Below are 17626 nucleotides of genomic sequence, written 5' to 3' on the forward strand. Positions count from 1 at the left end.
TGATGCCGAGGTCGATGACGTCGAAGCCGGCGCCCTCCATCATCATGCCGACGAGGTTCTTGCCGATGTCGTGGATGTCGCCCTTGACGGTGCCGATGACCATCTTGCCCTGCTTGGGCGCGCCGGTGGCGGCGAGCAGCGGGCGCAGGATGAACATGCCGGCCTTCATCGCGTTGGCCGANAGCAGCACTTCGGGAACGAACAGGATGCCGTCGCGGAAATCCTCGCCGACGATGCGCATGCCTTCGACCAGCGCTTCCGTCAGCACTTTATAGGGCACCCAGCCGCGCTCGAGCAGGATGTTGGTGCCTTCCTCGATCTCTTCCTTCAGCCCGTCATAGAGATCGTCGTGCATCTGCTGCACCAACTCGTCGTCGGAAAGTTCAGAAAGGATGATCTCGTCCTCGGACATTTGTATCGAGCTCCTGCCGGCATCGCGACCATGTCGCAAGGCACACATCTTCGCGTTCATACCTAACCCGCTGAGGGCATGTATCCATAGCTGATTTGCGACTTCCCGCAAAAGGAAAGCGACCGTAACTCTCTTGGAATTCTTGTCGATTTTGCGACAGGCGTTGGCGCTGGCGGGCCGTTTCGAATAGGGTGGGTGGCTACGATCTGGCAAGAAGCGGCGAGGCAGCCGCTATGGATTCCAGACAAGAACAGTTTCAGGGAAGAACCACCATGAGCGAACACGCGGCAGTCGATCAGGAAGCGTCAAACGCGCGACGTGGGCGCGGCGCCAGTGGCGGGGCTGCAGCCCGGCGGGCAGCACGTTCGGGCGGTGGCCCGGGTACGCAGCTCACCTACATCAAACGCAAGATCAACGTTTATGAGGTGCTGGACGAGGAAGGCCTGGCGCTGATCGAGAAGAACACCGATACGGTGCTCGAGGAGATCGGCATCATCTTCCGCGACGACGCGGAGGCGTTGCAACTGTGGAAAGAGGCCGGCGCCGACGTCAAGGGCGAGCGCGTGCACTTTCCGAAGGGGCTGTGCCGTTCGCTGCTTAAGACCGCGCCGTCCGTCTACACCCAGCACGCCCGCAATTCCGAGCGTTCGGTGCAGATCGGCGGCAATGCCACCGTTTTCGCGCCGGTCTACGGTCCGCCCTTCGTGCGTGACCTCGATGGCGTCAGGCGTTACGCGACGATCGAGGATTTCCAGAATTTCGTGAAGCTCGCCTATATGGCGCCGTCGATCCACCATTCGGGCGGCACGGTGTGCGAGCCGGTCGATGTGCCGGTCAACAAGCGCCACCTCGACATGATCTACAGCCACATCAAATATTCCGACAAGCCGTTCATGGGCTCGGTGACCGCGCCGGAACGCGCCGAAGACACCGTCGCCATGGCCAAAATCGTGTTCGGCGACGATTTCGTCGAGAACAACACGGTGCTGACCAGCCTGATCAACGCCAATTCGCCGATGGTGTTCGACGAGACCATGCTCGGCGCGCTGAAAGTCTATGCGCGCCACAACCAGGCCTGCATCGTCACGCCGTTCATCCTTGCCGGCGCGATGAGCCCGGTGACGGTGGCCGGCACGCTGACGCAGGTTCTGGCCGAAGTGCTGGCCGGCGCCTCGTTCACGCAGCTGATCCGACCGGGCGCGCCGGTGCTGTTCGGAACCTTCGCCTCGTCGATCTCGATGCAGTCGGGAGCCCCGACCTTCGGCACGCCGGAGCCGTCGCTGGTGTCTTATGGCGCCGCACAGCTGGCGCGCCGTCTCGGCCTGCCGTTCCGTACCGGCGGTTCGCTCTGCGCGTCCAAGGTTCCGGATGCGCAGGCGGCCTATGAGAGCGCCAACACGCTGAACTCGACCATCCTGGCCGGCACCAATTTCGTGCTGCATTCGGCCGGCTGGCTCGAGGGCGGGCTGGCGTCCTGCTACGAGAAATTCATGATGGACATCGACCAGCTCGGCATGACGCAGAAATTCTCAGAGGGCGTCGATCTGTCGGAAAACGGCCAGGCGATGGACGCCATCCGCCAGGTCGGCCCGGGCAGCCACTATCTCGGCTGCGACCACACCCAGGCCAATTTCCAGACCGCCTTCTACCGTTCCAACATCGCCGACAACAATTCCTACGAGCAGTGGCTGGCCGAAGGCGAGAAGACAGCGCCGCAGCGCGCCAACGAGCTTGCCCGCCGCTGGCTGGAAAGCTACGAGGCGCCGCATCTCGATCCGAGCATCGACGAAGCGTTGAAGGACTTCATCGCCAAGAAGAAGGGGTCGATGCCCGACGCCTTCACTTGAAAGGAGCCCGAATCAGGCGGGGCTAAAGTCGCCAACATCATCCACAAGGAAGTCTGGCGGAGCGCGTTCTCCGATCCGGTCAAGAAGGAATGATTGCGCCTGCCGGCAGCGTTGACGGCATTGCTGCGGCGCTCCTTGCCAACGGCCTTGTTCTTCGCGGCGGTTTCAATTTTACGCCAGGCGAAGCGCCGCCAACAGGATCGCATGGTGCGCCGGCAGCGGCCGTTCTGCTGGTGGGACAGGCGGGCGCGGCACCCTGGCCGCATTTCCTGCGCTGGCGCGAAAGCCAGCCGGAGCAAATCGCCAATCCGCTCGACACCTGGTCGCGTGAGGTGATCGGCGCGGTGGCGCAGGATTTTGGCGCACGGGCGATTTCTCCGTCGGACAAGCCCTATCTGCCGTTCCAGCAATGGGCGATGAGGGCGGAGGGACTGAAGTCGTCGCCGCTCGGCATCCTCATGCATCCGCAATACGGGCTATGGCATGCCTATCGCGGTGCGCTGCTGTTCGAGGACGAACTTCCGATTCAAGCCGGCGAAGCGGCGCCTCACCTTTGCGATAGCTGCGTCGAGAAACCTTGCCGGAAATCTTGTCCGGTCGACGCCTATTCCGCGCAAGGATTCGCTTATCAATCCTGCCTGGCGCATGTGCGGGGAGCGAGTGGCGAGCCGTGCCGCAGCGGCGGCTGCCTTGATCGCAATTCGTGCCCCTATGGCACGGAGTATCGCTATCCGCCGGAGGTTCAGGCCTTCCACATGGCGAGCTTCGCACGAGCCACCAACTGATCCATTCCCATTGCGTGGTGCTCGTTCGCTTCGATGAGCATGTTGACGACAGTTAGAAGCAGGCCTATTCATCAAGTCATCTGATGACTTGATGAATAGGCCGATGCAACCCGCCACCAGAACCAATCTCACCGACAGCGCCACCAGCAGCCTGCGTGCCGAGATCGTCAGCGGCCGCTGGGGCGTTGGCGAACGTATTCCCAATGAGGCAGCCCTGACTGACCTTCTGTCGGTCAGCCGCGGCACGGTGCGCGAGGCGGTGCGGGTGCTGGTCTCGCAGGGATTGCTGGATACGCGCCAGGGCTCGGGAACCTATGTGCGCTCCGCCGTCGATACCTCTGCCGCGCTCGACCGGGTCAAGCGCAGCGGCCTGCGCGATCAGTGGGAGGCGCGGGCAGCGCTGGACCTCGAGGCCGCACGGCTCGCCGCCTTCCGCCACACGCCAGCCGATCTCGAGCGGATGCGGCAACTGCTTGCCGAACGCGGCACCGTCGCGGACGGAGGAAGCGATGCCTTCATCCGGCGCGATCTCGCTTTCCACAAATCCGTCGTCGCGGCGTCCGGCAACAGGGCGATGATGGAGCTCTACGACTTCTTCACCGCTGCCATCACCGAGACCATCCATGCCACCATCGACGGCGATCTGCCCGAACCGGACCACCGGGCGCATGCGGCAATCGTCGACGCCATTGCCGCGAGCGATCCCGAGCGCGCGGTTGCCGCCGTCCGCGCCTTCATGGCGCCGGTGCTTGCCCAACTTGAAAGACTGCTTTCGCAATGAACCAGAGTTTTCGTCAGCCTGACCCGAAGGCGCAATCCGCCGCCATCGAGGGTCTGGAACTCATCGACGCGGAAGTCGACAGCCTGCCTGTACCGCATCCGCCTGAACTGCGCAGCCGTGCCGCGCGCCTCGTGCTTGGCGCGAGCCTTGTGCTGATCGCCTTCAGTCTGCGGCCGTTGTTTTCGAGCCTGTCGGTGCTGTTGCCCGAGGTGATGCAGGCAACCGGGCTGTCGACGACGGGCGCCAGCCTGCTGACGACGCTGCCCGTCCTGTGCCTCGGCCTGTTCGCGCCCTTCGCACCGCGGCTTGCTCAGCGCTATGGAGCCGAGCGCACCTTGCTCGGGGCGCTCGCCTTGCTGATGCTGGGAACCGGCCTGCGCTGGTTCGGTACGGTTCCCCTGCTTTTTGTCGCGACCTTCCTGGCCGGCGCCGCCATTGCCATCGGCAATGTGCTGCTGCCAGGCCTGGTGAAGCGCGATTTCGCCGACCGGGCCGCCGTCATGACCGGGCTCTACACCATGGCGCTCTGCGCCGGCTCGGCCGCCGCCGCCGGCTTCACGCTGCCGATCGAGCATTTTGTCACCGGTTCATGGTCCGGGGCACTTGCTGCCTGGGCGGTGCCCACACTGGTCGTGCTTTTGATCTGGATTCCGCAAGCGCTGGGCAGCCGTCGGCAGGTCAATCATCGCGGCTTTCGCGTCGTCGGTCTCTGGCGCGATCGCCTGGCCTGGCAGGTGACGCTGTTCATGGGCCTGCAGTCGGCACTTGCCTATTGCATCTTCGGCTGGCTGGCGCCGATCCTGCGCGAGCGTGGCTTCGATGCGGCCACCGCTGGCGCCATGGTTTCGGTGTCAGTGATGGCGCAGGTCATCACCTGCCTCGCCGTGCCATCATTTGCGATGCGGCTGAAGGACCAGCGCGGCATCAATGTGGCGCTCGTTGCCACCGCGGTGATCGCGCTGCTCGGCATTCTCTTTGCTCCGACCTCGACGGTGCTGTTCTGGGCAATCCTGCAAGGCATCGGGCAGGGTGGCCTGATCGCGGCTGCCATGAGCCTGATCGTGCTGCGTTCGCCGGATTCGCATGTCGCCGCGCATCTTTCAGGCATGGCGCAAGGCGTCGGCTATGTGCTGGCGGCCTTCGGGCCGCTGCTGGTGGGCCTGATCCGCGACTGGACCGGCAGTTTTTCGGGAACGGCGTTCCTGTTCGTCGTGCTCGGTCTTGGCGTAGCCATTATGGGGCTCGGTGCCGGCCGCGCGCTGCATGTGGGTGCACGGACCGTGCGAGAAGGCGAGCAATAGCGTCACGCAATCCTGCACGAAATGTTGACTGCCGGGTTCAGGGAACGCCTTGCCGTATAGGCTTGCGCGGCTATGTATCGCGCATCAGTCGAACGGAGCGGGCGATGACGAAACACGACCTTCAGATCAAGACCAGGGATGGTGTTGCCAATGCCGGGCTTTTCCGCTCGGCAAACGCGTCTCCTGCCAAGGCCGGCGTCATTCTCTATCAGGACGCCTTCGGTCCGCGGCCGGCGCTCGACAGTATGGCCGAGCGGCTGGCGAATGAAGGTTATGCGGTGCTGGTGCCGGACCTGTTCTACCGCAATGCGCCTTACGGGCCCTTCGACGCCAAGACCGCCTTCGCCGAGGAAAAGACCAAAATCCCGCTGATGGCGCTGGTCACCGGCACGACGCAGGACATGACCATCAGCGACAGCGGTGCGTTCCTCGATGCGCTTGCTGCCGAGGGCATCACCGGGCCGATCGGCAGCGTCGGCTATTGCATGGGCGGCGGTCGATCATTGAATGCGGCTGCAACCTATCCCGAACGGATAAAAGCGGCCGCAAGCTTCCATGGCGGCAATCTGGCCAGCGACGCCGCCGACAGCCCGCATCGCAAGGCTGCCTCCATCAAGGCGCGCGTCTATGTCGGCATGTCGGGTGTCGACAGAAGTTTTCCGCCGGAACAGTCGGCGCGGCTGGCCGAGGCGCTTCGGGTTGCGGAAGTCGACCACGTGATCGAGAACTATGCCGGCATGGCGCATGGGTGGTGCGTGCCCGATCATAGCGTTTTCAATGCCGCGGGTGCCGAACGCCATTGGAAGCGGCTGACGACGTTGTTCGCCGAGACGCTGATCTAGGTCAGCGGTCGCGCCCCTGAGCAGGACGCTACGCGTCTTTGAACCAGAACGGCAGCCGATGCGGCAAAGGGTGAGCGATGCTTGCCCTTTCGACGGCGGCAGATGTTGTTCACCTTGCCGCCGCCGGATCAGGCTGCGCCTAGGCGTTTGCCTTGCGAGAGGCTGCGACGACAAGCCAAATTGCGGAAAGCAGAAAGTAAAACGCGCCGAACCCGGCATAAGGGGCGATGTCCAGAATCGTCGGCGCAGCCGTGCCGAGGGATCGGCTGATCATGAAGCCGCCAGCGAGGGCCGACTGCGCACCACTCAGGATCATCGCCCATTGTGCGCCTTGGTAGCGCCAACGCTTTAGTCCCGTGTTCAGTTGCAGCAGGCCTGAGAGGATCGCCCAAACCCCAAACACGGCCAGAACGGCATACATGCTGTTGGCGACCGCCACGATGACGGCGAGCGTCGTTATCAGGCTGACCACGACATTCAATGCCTGGGACGAGTTGGCCTTCAGGCCGCCATTTACCCTGGCGTCGACCAGATTGGCGAGGGCGTCCCATGCGGGGTAGATGACGAGCAGAAGCGCGGTGGGACCGGGTTGCCCGTTGAATAGGATGGCGGCGGCAACCCAGGCGATAGAAAATATGGCGCGTGCGAAATAATAGGATCGTAGCCATCCGGACTGGGTGAAAGATTGGTTTTGCATCGGCAGGTTTCCTTATTGCTGTCTACCTATCAGTAGGTAGGCAAGGCCTTTGAGTCAACCCGATGTCCGGACACGTCCCTGTGAGAATCGGGAACGATGCACAACGTTGACTATTTGCCTACCAGAAGGTAGGCAGCGATATGAAATCAATGGCTTCGACTTCAGAAAAGATTCTCGATGTCGCGCAGTCTCTTATCGTCGCGGGAGGCTACAACGGGTTCAGCTATGCCGATATCTCGGCTGCCATCGGCATCAGGAAGGCGAGTATCCACCATCACTTTCCGACGAAGGCCGAGCTGGTTTCGGTGCTGGTGGATCGTTACAGGCGGCAGGCCGAAGCGGGTTTGGAATCTCTCCGGGGAGAACTCTCAAGCCCTGCTGAACAACTGCAGTCCTATATGAACTATTGGCGGACATGCATTCGCGATGCCTCGCCGTCCTTCTGCGTCTGCGCGATGCTCGCCGGCGAGATGCAGATGCTGCCGGAAGAGGTGGCGTCACGCGTTCGTGCCTATTTTCAAAATCTCGCGGGATGGCTTACGTCGGTGCTACGGGCTGGAATGGAGCAGGACTTGTTCCGCTTGAACAACCGGCCGGAGGAGGAGGCCCAGATGCTGATGGCATCGGTTCACGGGGCAATGCTGTCCGCAAGGGCTTTCAGCGATCCCGGGTTGTTCACCACAATCGTCACCCCCCAGATCACCAGGCTGCTGGGACGGGATTGTTAGAAAACCATCGGACCAAAGTGGTACCAGGCAGCGCAAGTGGCGCGCCCCAAATGAGCCGGTCGAGCGGGAACGAGTAGCCTGATGCAATCTTATGATGTCGTGATCATCGGCGCGGGTGCCGCCGGAATGATGTGCGCCGCGGAGACGGCCAAGCGCGGCCGTTCGGTGCTGATCCTCGATCATGCGGCGGCGCCTGGCGAGAAGATCCGCATCTCCGGCGGCGGCCGGTGCAATTTCACCAACATCCATGCCAGCCCGAAGAATTTTCTGTCGGACAATCCGCATTTCTGCATTTCGGCGCTCAGTCGCTACACACAGCGCGATTTCATCGCCCTCGTCGAACGCCACCGCATTGCCTATCACGAGAAGACGTTGGGGCAGCTGTTTTGCGACGGCTCGGCGCGCCAGATCATCGACATGCTGGTCTCGGAAATGCAGGGCAGGGGCGTGGAGCTGGCGCTCTCGACCAGCGTTGAGGATGTCCGCAAAACCGTGGAGGGGTTTGCGCTCACCCTCTCCACAGGCTTGGTTACTTGCCAGTCGCTGGTCGTGGCCTGTGGCGGCAAGTCGATCCCCAAGATGGGGGCGACCGGTTTCGGCTATGAGCTTGCCGAACGGTTCGGCCTTGCTGTTGTCGAAACGCGGCCGGCGCTGGTTCCGCTGACTTTCGACGCAAACACGCTCGAGCGGCTGGCGCCGCTGGCCGGCAACGCCGTCGACGCGGAAGTCGCCTGCGGCAAGACGCGCTTCTCCGAAGCGATGCTGTTCACGCATCGCGGCGTCAGTGGGCCGTCCATCCTGCAGATCTCGTCCTATTGGCGCGAAGGCGATGAAATCCGCATCGCCATGCTGCCGGGAGTTGACGTGGCTGACCTCATTCGGGTGGCCAAGCGAAGCAATGGACGGCAGGCGGTGCAGACGGTGCTGGCAAATCATCTGCCGAAGCGGCTGGCGCAGTCAATCGCCGAGCGCACCGGGATCGACGGTAACCTTGCCGATCTTTCCGATGGCCAGATCAAAACCATAGCTGCCGCAGTCAATAACTGGCGCATCAAGCCTGCCGGCTCGGAGGGCTACCGCACCGCCGAAGTGACACTGGGTGGGGTCGACACCAACGGGCTGGACCAGAAGACGATGCAGGCCAAATCTGTGCCGGGCCTGTTTTTCATCGGCGAAGTCGTCGATGTCACGGGTTGGCTGGGCGGCTATAATTTCCAGTGGGCATGGTCGTCGGGCTGGGTGGCGGGGCAGGCGGCATAGGCCAAACGCGCCGACGAGCTTCATAGACTTTATTTCTGTGGCTTTGCCCGCCTAGCCGCGGGCGCTTTCTTCTTTTTGGCGTGATTGTAATCGACGGCCGCACGGACAAGCTCTTTTAAAGCGCCCTCATTGAGCGTGTTGCCCTCGAACACATCGATAGCCCGCCACACCTTGCCGCCAAAACCGTTGTTAAACAGATTGTCGGGGTCCGGCAGGCTGGCGCCATGGGAAAAGGTCAGCTTCACCTTGTCCTTGTGGGCGTTGCCGACCACGATGTTCTTCCCGTCCAGGCACCATACCGGGCTGCCCATCCACTTCCACTCCTCGACGATGTCCGGGTCGGCTGCAAGGATGGTCTTGCGGATGCCGGCGAGCGTCTCGCCGCGCCAATCGGTGAGGCCGGCGATCAGCTGGTCGATCTGTTGCGAGGGGGTCATTGGGTGTCTCCTGTGCCTCGACGCGTTTCAACCGCCGCCCGTTACCAGCGCGCCAGCTGGGTGATCTGAACGAGGTTGCCGCAGCTGTCGTTCAACTGGGCGATGGTCGAGCCGGTCACCTCGGTCGGCGGCTTAATAAACGCGGCGCCCTTCGCCTTGATGCGCTCATAATCGCTCTTGACGTCGTCGGTGAAGAACATGACGGCGGGCTGACCCTGCTTGAAGATGGCTTCCTGATAGGCCTTGGCGGCCGGGTTGTCGTTGAGCGCGAGCTGCAGCTCGGTTCCATCAGGCTCTTCAGCCGAGGCCACGGTCAGCCAGCGATAAGGCCCATTGCTGAAATCGGCCTTTTTGGTGAAGCCCAGCACGTCGGTGTAGAAGCGCAGTGCGTTTTCCTGGTTGTCCACATACACGCTGGTCAGCTTGATCTTCATTGCTCTTTTTCCTCTGTCATAGTCGGTCATTACGGGATCCAGCCGGGCAGGGCCGCGGCCTGCTTGATCCATTCCACCATCCTCGCCTCATCGAACTGATCGTCTTCGCGGATGTCGATCCAGCGCACATCCTTGCTCTTCGCCGTGCCGCCAGGCGGAATCGGCCGCAACGACGTGCCGCTGAAGAAGGTCACTTTCAAATAGTGGGTGAAGACATGGAAACTCACGAACCAGCCCTGGCCCTCGACGCCGTAGAAGGGCGAGTTCCATCGCACGGCCTTGCGCACGTCGGGCACGTTGTGTTCGATGAGCGCGTCGAGCCGCTCGCTCAAGCCGCGCTTCCAGCCCGGCATCGCAGCCATATAGGCCTGCACCGGGGCGTCACCGTCGCCCTTGGCTATTTGCGGGTTGCCGCCCGAGAGCAGTACTGGCGCAGCCTTGGTCGACTGACCCTGTGTCTTGGCCATTCTGCCCCACTCCTATCCGCCGGCACGCGGCGCGCCGCGGCCCCTGGCGGCATAGGGCAGCACGAACATGTACAGGCCGCTGAACAGCAGCAGGAAGAGCGGCAGGAGCGGCGAGTAGACCACCCAGGCGGGGGGCTGTCCGAATGCCATGGTGGCGAAGTTGGCGATGACGGTCAGGGTAAAGATGATCGACAGCCAGCGATGAATTTGCCGAACCCACATGTTCCAGTCCAATAGTTCCTCCTGTCAAAACAGCCGACGCGGACCACCGATCCGCACCGGCGGGTTTCAATCTATCCACGCCAGGACCTGACTCAGATTTGCAAAGTACTGCCGCCACCCGCTCGTCGCGCCGCGATACGCCTGCTCCTGATCCGGCCGGAAGCCGGACTGTTCCATACGCAACCGGGTGCCCGTGCTGGTCGGTAGGAGAGTCCAGGTGACGATACTCTCAAGGCCATAGGCCTGCCACGTGTAGGACAGTGTCTTGTTCAATTCGACGGCTGTTACCTGACAGTCGACAACGATGCTCACGTCGGGTTGCGGTTCCTTTCGCAGATTGAAACGGTGGTCCACGACTGGCTTGAAGTCGTTCTTCATCAGCCATTCCTCGATCAGATGCGGTTGGGTCAGCGCGCGCCAGATTTTTTCCGGCGGATAGGGGATCTCACGTTCGACGATGACGGAGCGCGTTTCGGTCGCGATGTTGGTCATTGGTCCATTCTTTTGAGCAAGCTTTCGAGATCATCGAACCGGCTCTGCCAGAACGTGTTCATCTGGTTCGTCCAGTCGGTCAGCGGGGAAAGTGCTGCCAGCTGGGCGCTATAATGGGTCTGCCGTCCTTGATGGCGGTCGCGCACCAGCCCGGCCTGCCTGAGCACGCCGAGATGCTTCGACACCGCAGGTTGAGAGACCCCTGACTGAGCCGTCAGGGCGCCGACCGTCTGCTCGCCTTGCCGGCACAGGCGCTCGAAGATTGCCCGACGCGTCGGATCGGAGAGCGTTCTGAAGAGGACATCGTGAGCGTTCGTCATCTGGGATCGATAACCCTGTGGCTATTGATTGACGTATAACCGCCGAGATATGGATGTGTCAAGCGGGGTGTCGGCGGTCACGATCCGGCGGTTTCCAAAAAAATCTTTCCATTGCCCCAAGGATTAGCCATTAGCCTTCGTCCAACAGGCAAATGATGGCTATGATGCTGGATGAGAGCGAAGCCTCCGACGCCGAACTGATCGGGCGGGCGAAGGGCGGAGACAGAGGGGCCTTCAGCACACTGCTGGAAAGGCACTATGACTTCGTCTATCGCGCCGCCTATCGCTGGTGCGGCAGGAAGGCCGATGCCGAAGACATCGCCCAGGAAGTCTGCGTCAGGCTGGGCAAGGCGATCCGCGACTATCGCGGCGGCGGCGCTTTCACGACATGGCTCTATTCCGTGACGATGAACGCCGCGCGCGACATGATGCGAAAGTCCGCCCGCGAGACTGTCAAGACCGAGGCCTATGGCGTCCATGCACTGATCTCGGGCGAGGCGTCGGTCGAACCGGAAGACCCTGCCGAAGCGCTGTGGGCAGCCGTCCGGCGATTGCCGGACAAGCAGCGCGACGCCGTGCTTTTGGTCTATGGCGAGGGTCTGAGCCATGCGGCCGCCGCCGAGGCGATGGCGATCTCGGAGACGACGGTTTCCTGGCACATCCATGAAGCGAAGAAACGGCTGAAGACGCTGATGCGCTCGGCCGGGGAAGTGTGACCATGGTCGACGACAACGAACTCAACAGATTGCGCGATATAGCGGCGCCGGCGCCCGCCCATGACGCCAAGGCACGTGCTTTCGAAGCCGCCCTGCGCGCCTACGATCAGGAAAATATTTCTGCCATTACCCAAGGATCGGTTGGCGGGCTTCGTCTCACAGAGCGAGCACAAAAGCTCTGGAGCGAGATCATGCAAAAGAAACTCATTGCCACGCCGGCCCTTGCTGGGCTCGTCGCCCTGCCGATCGCCGGATACGCCACCTTCCATCTGCTGAGGGAACAGCCGCCGAAATTCGGCGGCGACGAGAAAATCACCGAGACGCTGGCCGACAAGCCGGCGACGGTGAAGCCAACGACCGCTCAGCCGAAGCCGGCTCCGACCGGGCTGGAGAAGGACAAGAAGGCCGACGCCGATGTCGAAAGCCGCGACGCGACCGATACGCTTGTGGCGCCGGCCTCGCCGCAGAAATCCGAATCGACGGCTGCCGGCGGCGCGGCACAACAGAATGCGCTGGAGCGCGGTGTGCTGGCCGAGCCTGCGCCACCGACTCCGACAGGCGAATTCGCATTGGATGGCGCCGTAAGTGCGCCCAGCACGTCACGGGCCCGCATGCCGGCCGAGTCCAAGCTGATGGCGCCGCAGCAGCCGTCGACCTTGCCGGCCGACCAGATGCAGCCGCAACCGGAAAACCGCGACCGCATCGAGGATTTCAAGACCAATCCGGTGCATGCGGCACTCGAGGATCCGGTCTCGACTTTCTCGATCGACGTCGACACGGCCTCCTATTCCTTCGTGCGCGGCTCGCTGAAGCAGGGCACCCTGCCGCAGGCCGATACTGTTCGCGTCGAGGAGATGATCAACTACTTCCCCTATGACTGGAAGGGTCCGGAGTCGGCCTCGACACCATTCAACTCGACCGTCAGCGTCATGCCGACGCCGTGGAACACGCACACCAGGCTGATGCATGTCGCCATCAAAGGTTTTGACGTCAAGTCGACCGAGCAGCCGAAGGCCAATCTGGTCTTCCTGATCGATGTCTCGGGCTCGATGGATGAGCCGGACAAGCTGCCGCTGCTCAAATCGGCATTCCGCCTGCTGGTCAGCAAGCTGAAGGCCGACGACACCATCTCGATCGTCACCTATGCGGGTGACGCCGGCACAGTCCTGGAGCCGACCAAGGCGTCCGAAAAGGACAAGATCCTCAGTGCTATCGACAATCTGACGCCCGGCGGCAGCACGGCCGGCGAGGCGGGCATCAAGGAAGCCTACAGGCTGGCGCAGAAATCCTTCGTCAAGGACGGCGTCAACCGGGTGATGCTCGCCACCGACGGCGACTTCAATGTCGGTCAAAGCGACGACGACGACCTGAAGCGGCTGATCGAAAAAGAGCGCAAGACTGGTGTCTTCCTGTCGGTGTTCGGTTTCGGCCGCGGCAATTTGAACGACCAGATGATGCAGACCATCGCCCAGAACGGAAACGGCACCGCCGCCTATATCGATACGCTGGCGGAGGCTGAAAAGGTGCTGGTTGAGGATGCGTCCTCGACGCTGTTCACCATCGCCAAGGACGTCAAGATCCAGGTCGAGTTCAACCCGAACAAGGTCACGGAATATCGCCTGATCGGCTACGAGACCCGCGCCTTGAACCGCGAGGATTTCAACAATGACCGCGTCGATGCCGGCGATATCGGTTCGGGCCATTCCGTCACCGCGATTTATGAAATCACGCCCAAGGGCAGCGGTGGCGAGCAGATCGACAAGCTGCGCTATGGCCAGGCGTCGGTGGACAATGGCGGCGTCGCCAATGCGGACGAATATGCCTTCGTCAAGATCCGCTACAAGCTGCCGAATGAGGACGTCTCGAAGCTGATCACCACGCCGGTGACCTCGGCCAACGAGATTTCGTCCTTCGACCAGGCCAGCACCGACCAGCGCTTCTCTGTCGCGGTCGCCGCCTTCGGCCAGAAGCTGCGCGACGAGGATGCGACCGCTAAGTTCGGTTACGACAAGATCATGGAGATCGCCACTGCCGCTCGAGGAGCCGACCCGTTTGGGTACAGGTCCGAGTTCCTCTCGCTTGTGCGCCTTGCCTCGGCGCTGGGCGGCAACCGGTAGTGGTGATGACGGCCGGTTTCTTTCAGATGGGATCGTTCTGACAGGGGAAACCGACCGTGGGCGGGTGAGGCAGGCCGGCGAGGGATTCATTCCCTTGCCGGCCTTTTTTCGGAGCATTTTTCGGGTCGTTAAATTGCGCCGCATTTCCGGTACGGGATCGCAACCCCCTCCTTGTTACACAGGACGGGTGTACTGGGCTTGAGGGAGCCGAAATTGCAGATCAGGACTATCGCCAACTCGACACCGCCGGCGCGAGACGCCTCGGCGGTTTCATCGGCCCCATCATCGGAATCCAGGCGTATCGGTGACGATGTCGCGCAGGCGCGCCATACCGCCCTGTCGGCGCTGACCAACGACCGCTTCCGCATCATGCTGGAACAGATCACCGACCCCAGCTCTTCAGGCGCGCTCATGACGATGCGCGGCGACAATGTGGTCGACTTCAAGTCGGCGCAGTCGAGCTACGCCGACAACAGCGAATAATCGAAAACCGATGAGGTCAGGCCCGGCTGCGGCGGCGCTCGCGGCGGGCTTCGCTGGTCTCGGCGGTGTTTTCCGTCGCGACCTTGTTGCGCATCGGACCAATGCGCTCAACGATCGCGGCAACCGTCGGCCGATCCGCCCTGGTGTGCGCGTCGAGCGCCTTGCGCATGGCGGCAAGGTGCAGGAACGAGGTGCCGCAGCAGCCGCCGATAATCTTGGCGCCGCCATCGACAGCGAGGCGCACATAATCGGCCATCAGTTCGGGCGTGCCGGAATAATGGATTTCGGTGCCGCGGAATTCGGGAATGCCGCAATTGCCCTTGACGATCACCGTGGCCTCCGGCTTCGCCTCCGTCATGTCGAGCAGCGAGGCCAGGATGTCGGATGCGCCGACGCCGCAATTGGCACCAACGCCGAGAGGCGCCTGCGACAGTCCGTCGGTGACGCCGTGGATATCCCTGGGCAGCAGGCCCATCATGGTGCGGCCGGCGGTGTCGAAGGAACCGGTATAGGTGTAGGGCAGGCCGACGCGGATGGCAGCCTCGGCGGCGGCGCGGATCTCGTCGGGAGCCGACATCGTCTCGATCCAGGCGACTTCGGCGCCGCCTTCCTTGAGACCCTCGATCTGCTCGACGAAAGCGTCGACCGCCTCGTCATAGGTCATGGCGCCGAGCGGCACCAGCAATTCGCCTGTCGGGCCGACCGAGCCGGCGACGATCACCTTGCGGCCGGCCTTGCCGGCGACCGCACGCGCAAGCTCGGCGGCGCGCTTGTTCAACGCGTGCACGCGATCCTGGGCATGGTGCAGCTTCAAGCGGTGACGGGTGCCGCCGAACGAGTTGGTGAGGATGATGTCGGCGCCGGCATCGACGAAATTCTGATGCAGGCTGGTGATGGTGTCGGGCGCCGTCTCGTTGAGCAGCTCTGGCGCCTCGCCCGCCTCCAGCCCCATGGCGAACAGGTTTGTGCCGGTGGCGCCATCGGCCAGCAGCACGCCCTTTTCAGCCAGCAGCGCATCGATCGGGTTGGTCGTCGTCATCGGATTGGCTTTCATGTCTAGAATTCGAATAAGGATATAACGAAGTCTTTATGTGTAGTCAATGAAATAGCACTAGCGGAGTCATTCATGCAGTGCCTTGGGTCATGGGCGGCGGTGATTTCGACTGCCAAAAGCTCAGACCGTGCCTGACGGGAATGACATGCCGGCCAGTTTGTGCGCGAAGCCCGCCGCTTCATGCGCATTGATGTCGGCGGCCCGGATCAGATTGTCGAAATGCTGGATCAGCGTCTGGATCGGCTGGGTGGCGTTGAGCACCAGATACATGTCGCCGACATAGATGGCGGCGCGATAGGGGCCGAAGATGGTGTAAGGGATCGAATAGCGCATCCGCCCGTCATAGAGAAACAGCCGGAAGGTCGGGTAGAGGTCGTCGAGCAGCGTCGCCATGTGCAGCAACTGGGCGCGCCGGTCGGCTTCGGGGAAACGGTCCCAGACACCCAGCCCGCGGGCAAAAATCTCCAGCGTGTGGCGCGGCATGCAGACTTCCATGTCGGTTTCCGGCCGCCTGTTGTAGTCGATGCGGTATTGCGTTTCTCCGGCTTGCGCCAGGCGGCTCTTGTTGGTGATACCGGCTTCGTAGTCGACCAGTGCTTCGGTGCGCAGGAGGTCGGGGATGCCGGCCGGCACGTAGCGGATCTTGGTGCCGGCCGCCTCCGCATGCCATTTGGCCAGCAACGTGCGGTCGAAACCGTCCGGTGCCTCTTCTATCTCCAGGCTCTCGCGGATTTCGCCGGTGAGACCCTCGTCCTGGCTGAGGCCGAGAAGCCAATCGAGCGACACTTTGAACTCGGCGGCGATGTTGAGCAGCGTTTCGGCGCGGGGCAGGCGGGTCGAGGCGCCCGACAGCAGCTGCGACAGCGCCGAGCGGTCGATGCCGACCGCGGTCGCGAAGGCCGACTGGTTGAGGTCGGAGCGTGTCAAGAGCATTTTCAGGCGTTCGCGGAAGATCGTCGACAGGTCGCGCTTGTCCATGTGCGTTCTCCACCTCGATTGAGGAAAAATTTGCGCCGAATCGCTTCCAAGCGCGCCTCAGGCGTAAATGAATCCCTAACTTTGTTTACAATGTATAACATGTGCGGTTGGAAATGCGCAATCGCAACAGTTTGTGCACTTTGTCTCGTTGAGTGGAATCATTTCTCCTGACACTATGCTGTCAGGAGCCAATTGGGGTTCCGGCGACTGAGGGGCAGTGGTCGATAGCATGACGAGCAAGAGCATCAGGCGACACAGCGCACCGGCCATCGAGTGGCCGACCGTGGTACTCGCCTTTTTCTGCTACGCAACATGGCTCGCCACCGGTTTCCTGCTCTGGCCATCCTACCCCGTCCTGGCGCTCGCCATCCTGGCTTTGACCGCCGCATTGCAATCGTCGATCATGCACGAAGTGCTGCACGGGCATCCGACACGCAACGCGCGGGTCAATGAAGCCTTCGTGTTTCTGCCGATCGGTCTGGTCTGGCCGTTCCGCCGCTTCAAGACAATCCATCTGCGTCACCACGCCGACGAGCGGCTGACCGACCCGCTGGACGATCCGGAAAGCTATTATCAGGCGCTCTGGCAGCATGACGAGCTGCCGCCGACGATGAAATTCCTGCTCAAGATCAACAACACCATGGCCGGCCGCTTCGTGCTCGGCCCGTGGCTGTCCTGCGTCGGCTTCTTCATCGACGATGCCAAGCAGGTGATCGCCGGCGACAAGCCGATCCGCAAGGCCTGGCTGCTGCATGCGATCGGCCTTGCTATCGTGCTGCCGATCGTCCAGTTCGGCTTCGGCATCCCGCTGTGGCTTTACATTCTGGTGCCGGTCTGGCTTGGCCAATCGCTGATCTCGATCCGCACTTTCGCCGAGCATCAATGGTCGGAACATCCGGAAGGCCGCACGGTGATCGTCGAGCGCTCGCCGCTGTCGTTCCTGTTCCTCAACAACAATCTGCACTTCGTCCATCACAAGACCCCGACTGTGGCGTGGTACAAGCTGCCCAAGCTGTTTCGTGACCGCCGTGAGGAATGGCTGCGGATGAACAATGGCTATGCCTATCCCAACTATTTCGCGCTGATCAAAGCCTATGCGTTCAAGGCGAAGGAGCCGATCGTGCACCCGGTGCTGCGGCGTCAAGCCGAGCCGGGCAGGGCCTTCAAGCCGCGCATCAGGGCGCGCAGCATCAGCGGGCTCGGCAGTGCGCCGGTTCCCGCCGAGCCGCCGAAGGAATAATTCCGGTCTACCC

General features: G+C 62.3%; 21 protein-coding genes. 11 read left to right on the forward strand and 10 right to left on the reverse strand.

Translation table 11 applies throughout. The annotated features are described in order from the left end of the window. Window positions 1-412: B12-binding domain-containing protein (locus MESCI2_RS0125745; protein WP_027038988.1), on the reverse strand; the 412-nt coding region annotated here is incomplete at its 3' end. Between the two features lie 272 nt (window positions 413-684). Here MESCI2_RS0125745 and MESCI2_RS0125750 point away from each other — a divergent pair. The 5 genes from MESCI2_RS0125750 (at window position 685) to MESCI2_RS0125770 (ending at window position 5968) form a co-directional block, all read left to right on the forward strand. Next, window positions 685-2259 carry a trimethylamine methyltransferase family protein gene (locus MESCI2_RS0125750; protein WP_024501311.1) on the forward strand — a complete coding sequence of 525 codons (1575 nt, stop codon included), beginning with the start codon at window positions 685-687 and terminating at the stop codon, window positions 2257-2259. An 89-nt stretch (window positions 2260-2348) separates the two neighbouring features. Continuing rightward, entirely contained in the window at window positions 2349-3044 is a 696-nt protein-coding gene (locus MESCI2_RS0125755; protein ID WP_027038989.1) for a 4Fe-4S dicluster domain-containing protein, read from the forward strand. A 103-nt stretch (window positions 3045-3147) separates the two neighbouring features. Continuing rightward, window positions 3148-3825, forward strand: coding sequence for a FadR/GntR family transcriptional regulator (locus MESCI2_RS0125760; RefSeq protein WP_027038990.1), 678 nt, complete (start codon window positions 3148-3150; stop codon window positions 3823-3825). Then, a complete protein-coding gene (locus tag MESCI2_RS0125765) occupies window positions 3822-5126 on the forward strand; it encodes a CynX/NimT family MFS transporter (RefSeq protein ID WP_027038991.1) in 1305 nt (434 codons plus the stop codon). The genes MESCI2_RS0125760 and MESCI2_RS0125765 overlap by 4 nt, the downstream gene beginning before the upstream one ends. Before the next feature lie 104 nt (window positions 5127-5230). Beyond that, window positions 5231-5968 (forward strand): dienelactone hydrolase family protein, encoded by a 738-nt coding sequence (locus MESCI2_RS0125770; RefSeq protein WP_027038992.1) that lies wholly within the window; start codon window positions 5231-5233, stop codon window positions 5966-5968. Between the two features lie 139 nt (window positions 5969-6107). On the opposite strand, the gene MESCI2_RS0125775 is transcribed toward MESCI2_RS0125770, so the two are convergent. Further along, window positions 6108-6665, reverse strand: coding sequence for a DUF308 domain-containing protein (locus MESCI2_RS0125775; RefSeq protein WP_027038993.1), 558 nt, complete (start codon window positions 6663-6665; stop codon window positions 6108-6110). A 140-nt stretch (window positions 6666-6805) separates the two neighbouring features. Between MESCI2_RS0125775 and MESCI2_RS0125780 the strand changes: the two genes are divergently transcribed. Next, window positions 6806-7393, forward strand: a complete 588-nt coding sequence (locus tag MESCI2_RS0125780) for a TetR/AcrR family transcriptional regulator (RefSeq protein WP_027038994.1) — start codon at window positions 6806-6808, stop codon at window positions 7391-7393. A gap of 81 nt (window positions 7394-7474) precedes the next feature. Next, window positions 7475-8653: an NAD(P)/FAD-dependent oxidoreductase gene (locus MESCI2_RS0125785; RefSeq protein WP_027038995.1), complete on the forward strand. Its 1179-nt coding sequence runs from the start codon at window positions 7475-7477 to the stop codon at window positions 8651-8653. 29 nt (window positions 8654-8682) lie between these two features. Here the strand turns inward: MESCI2_RS0125785 and MESCI2_RS0125790 are convergent, their stop codons facing one another. From MESCI2_RS0125790 to MESCI2_RS0125815, 6 genes are read right to left on the reverse strand one after another with little or no spacing between them, the layout of a single operon-like run. Continuing rightward, window positions 8683-9090, reverse strand: coding sequence for a DUF1801 domain-containing protein (locus MESCI2_RS0125790; protein WP_027038996.1), 408 nt, complete (start codon window positions 9088-9090; stop codon window positions 8683-8685). 41 nt (window positions 9091-9131) lie between these two features. Beyond that, window positions 9132-9524, reverse strand: coding sequence for a VOC family protein (locus MESCI2_RS0125795; RefSeq protein ID WP_027038997.1), 393 nt, complete (start codon window positions 9522-9524; stop codon window positions 9132-9134). Window positions 9525-9553: 29 nt separating this feature from the next. Then, window positions 9554-9991, reverse strand: a complete 438-nt coding sequence (locus tag MESCI2_RS0125800) for a DUF1801 domain-containing protein (RefSeq protein WP_027038998.1) — start codon at window positions 9989-9991, stop codon at window positions 9554-9556. Window positions 9992-10003: 12 nt separating this feature from the next. Continuing rightward, window positions 10004-10225, reverse strand: coding sequence for a hypothetical protein (locus tag MESCI2_RS0125805; protein ID WP_027038999.1), 222 nt, complete (start codon window positions 10223-10225; stop codon window positions 10004-10006). A 54-nt stretch (window positions 10226-10279) separates the two neighbouring features. Further along, window positions 10280-10705, reverse strand: a complete 426-nt coding sequence (locus MESCI2_RS0125810) for an SRPBCC family protein (RefSeq protein WP_027039000.1) — start codon at window positions 10703-10705, stop codon at window positions 10280-10282. Next, window positions 10702-11025, reverse strand: a complete 324-nt coding sequence (locus MESCI2_RS0125815) for an ArsR/SmtB family transcription factor (protein ID WP_027039001.1) — start codon at window positions 11023-11025, stop codon at window positions 10702-10704. Before MESCI2_RS0125815 ends, MESCI2_RS0125810 begins: the two co-directional genes overlap by 4 nt. Before the next feature lie 155 nt (window positions 11026-11180). Here MESCI2_RS0125815 and MESCI2_RS0125820 point away from each other — a divergent pair, with 155 nt between their 5' ends. From MESCI2_RS0125820 to MESCI2_RS1000000138610, 3 genes are all read left to right on the forward strand, one after another. Then, complete coding sequence (locus tag MESCI2_RS0125820; protein ID WP_027039002.1) at window positions 11181-11741, forward strand: RNA polymerase sigma factor; 561 nt, start codon at window positions 11181-11183, stop codon at window positions 11739-11741. Between the two features lie 2 nt (window positions 11742-11743). After that, the gene (locus tag MESCI2_RS0125825) at window positions 11744-13858 is read left to right on the forward strand and encodes a vWA domain-containing protein (RefSeq protein ID WP_027039003.1); all 2115 of its coding nucleotides are present in this window, start codon (window positions 11744-11746) and stop codon (window positions 13856-13858) included. 213 nt (window positions 13859-14071) lie between these two features. Beyond that, a complete protein-coding gene (locus tag MESCI2_RS1000000138610; RefSeq protein ID WP_027039004.1) occupies window positions 14072-14341 on the forward strand; it encodes a hypothetical protein in 270 nt (89 codons plus the stop codon). Window positions 14342-14357: 16 nt separating this feature from the next. Here the strand turns inward: MESCI2_RS1000000138610 and bmt are convergent, their stop codons facing one another. Together bmt and MESCI2_RS0125840 are read right to left on the reverse strand one after the other, a co-directional pair. Continuing rightward, window positions 14358-15380 carry a betaine--homocysteine S-methyltransferase gene (gene bmt / locus MESCI2_RS0125835; protein WP_027039005.1) on the reverse strand — a complete coding sequence of 341 codons (1023 nt, stop codon included), beginning with the start codon at window positions 15378-15380 and terminating at the stop codon, window positions 14358-14360. A gap of 135 nt (window positions 15381-15515) precedes the next feature. Continuing rightward, a complete protein-coding gene (locus tag MESCI2_RS0125840; protein WP_027039006.1) occupies window positions 15516-16373 on the reverse strand; it encodes a helix-turn-helix domain-containing protein in 858 nt (285 codons plus the stop codon). Window positions 16374-16602: 229 nt separating this feature from the next. Between MESCI2_RS0125840 and MESCI2_RS0125845 the strand changes: the two genes are divergently transcribed. After that, window positions 16603-17613, forward strand: coding sequence for a fatty acid desaturase (locus tag MESCI2_RS0125845; RefSeq protein WP_027039007.1), 1011 nt, complete (start codon window positions 16603-16605; stop codon window positions 17611-17613). Window positions 17614-17626: the final 13 nt, after the last annotated feature.

The organism is Mesorhizobium ciceri WSM4083 (genome assembly GCF_000519305.1).
Lineage (GTDB): Bacteria > Pseudomonadota > Alphaproteobacteria > Rhizobiales > Rhizobiaceae > Mesorhizobium > Mesorhizobium ciceri_B.